Annotated in this window: 1 protein-coding gene and 3 pseudogenes; 1 reads left to right on the forward strand and 3 read right to left on the reverse strand. The window is 29.8% G+C overall.

Features of this window, described 5'->3' with window-relative positions; all coding sequences use genetic code 11:
• Nucleotides 1-94 (forward strand): annotated as a pseudogene (locus CQ058_RS31230) (IS6 family transposase); the annotation flags it as partial.
• A 56-nt stretch (nt 95-150) separates the two neighbouring features.
• Here CQ058_RS31230 and CQ058_RS31235 read toward each other — a convergent pair.
• The 3 genes and pseudogenes from CQ058_RS31235 to CQ058_RS31245 all read right to left on the reverse strand — a co-directional run.
• A pseudogene (locus CQ058_RS31235) lies at nt 151-303 on the reverse strand (response regulator); the annotation flags it as partial.
• Entirely contained in the window at nt 303-1,301 is a 999-nt protein-coding gene (locus CQ058_RS31240; protein WP_105590269.1) for a hypothetical protein, read from the reverse strand. The pseudogene CQ058_RS31235 and the gene CQ058_RS31240, both read right to left, overlap by 1 nt.
• 235 nt (nt 1,302-1,536) lie before the next feature.
• Nucleotides 1,537-1,835 (reverse strand): annotated as a pseudogene (locus CQ058_RS31245) (PLP-dependent aminotransferase family protein); the annotation flags it as partial.

Below are 1,835 nucleotides of genomic sequence, written 5' to 3' on the forward strand. Positions count from 1 at the left end.
GCATATCATTAAAAAAGGCCAACTTATTTTACGGGACAAGTCTGTCCAAAATGAAATAAAGTTTATTCATCAACTATTCGGAATGGCTGCATAAGAATAGATTCCATTAGGAATCTATATACTTCTTTCGAATAAATGAAATCTTTGCACCAGAACCACTAAATCCATCTTATGAATTAAATCCAGTATTCCCTTTCCATCTGTTTCCCAACATACATTGTACTCTTCACGTTGTAAAATTTTTTTCAATAAATCGCCAATCATCAAATCATCTTCAACAATTAAAATATTATATCTTTTCATCACGTAGGCCTTTCATTCTTTTTAATTCTTTTATGGATAAATTCCATGGCAAGATTATATATCTCATCAGGCGCATATAAATAAATGCTATGTTTACCTTTAATGGTTATGACATCTGATATTAGTAGTTGTTCAGCAAACGCTTCATAATCTTTATTTTTTTGTTTCGTATATTTCGAGTTTTTATTTTCATTAGCAATCGCATCTAAAAATAAAATAGGCGTTTCTTTTGGCATTGGTAAGTCAACAGATTTTTTACCATTATCGTAACTCTGTGAAAGTTCTTGCACCATATCATCATTAAAAATTTGTTTATAGGAAAGTGCTTTGAAAATTTCTTTCTCTTGTTCAGTTAAAAATGATTGCTGAATCACTTCAGGGTCATAAGTAGTAGAAGGAACGAGTCGATGGAAACCAATTTTCGTTAACAAATTCATTCCTCTTATTGTCAATGAATCAATAAGGTTCATTTTATGCGTTACGTACTGATGAGGTAAACCAATATCTATAGCTATAATTGCTTTTACTTCACTTGGATATTTTTGTGCCCAGTAAATAGCTTCTATCCCTGATATAGAGTGTGGCATTAATATATACGGCGGTTTATTTCCACTTTGAATTAGCGCTTGTCTCGATTGTTCTAATACTGTATCAATATCTCTATCATCATCAAAAATATCACTATATCCATATCCAGCTCTTTCAATGACAGCAATCTTATTTTCTTTTGAAAACTTGCTATATAGTCCTTTCATTTCATAAACAGGTGCAGCTATCCCAGAGCCAGCCATAAATACATATGTATCTTCGCTGTCTCCCTCATTATAGACATTTATTTTTTTATCATTAAACTTAACGATTGATCCCTCACTTTTAACGAATTCGGATTCTTTACTTAATTGATAATTATGGTAAATGAAAATCGATAATGATACAAGTAAGATAAATGCACTTACCAATACAAATATTTTCTTTAATACTTTAAATACTTTTTTCATAGTGTTCTCCTTTCAAGTTATATTGAAAGGATATGATATAAAAATAAATTTCTAATTAATTTTTATAATTTCATAAACGCTATTAACGTGTCCAGAAACATACAATTTTCTGTACACATAGAAGTAACCATACAGTCTGATAAAGGGGTACTAATGTCTTTTTATGGATTTTATACAAAAATATATATTTTAGGAAAATACACAAATAGAGTATCCAATGCATTTAAGATAAGAATTAATGCCGGCTTAGTTCTAGTAAAATATTTAATCCTTTTTTTAATTCTTCCAATGATGCATAGGAATATGAAAGACGAATATGACGTAAATCGTTTGGTTCATATATATAACCTGGATTGATCAAAACATTTTGTTTAAGTAACTTTAGAAATAGCGCCTTATTTACAATAGGTTCATGAAACCTGATCCATATATAAAAACCACCCTCAGACTTTTTCCACGTAGCGATTTTTTGAAATCGCTGTTCTAATATTTCTTCTACAAATGTAGCCCTTCTTTTCAATTGTTTACGAAGTG

This window comes from Bacillus sp. MYb56, from assembly GCF_002976445.1.
GTDB classification, from domain to species: domain Bacteria; phylum Bacillota; class Bacilli; order Bacillales; family Bacillaceae_G; genus Bacillus_A; species Bacillus_A mycoides.

Excerpts from the sequence above, each read along its gene's own strand:
- CQ058_RS31240 (WP_105590269.1), bottom strand. The coding sequence starts at position 1,301 with ATGAAAAAAGTATTTAAAGTATTAAAGAAAATATTTGTATTGGTAAGT.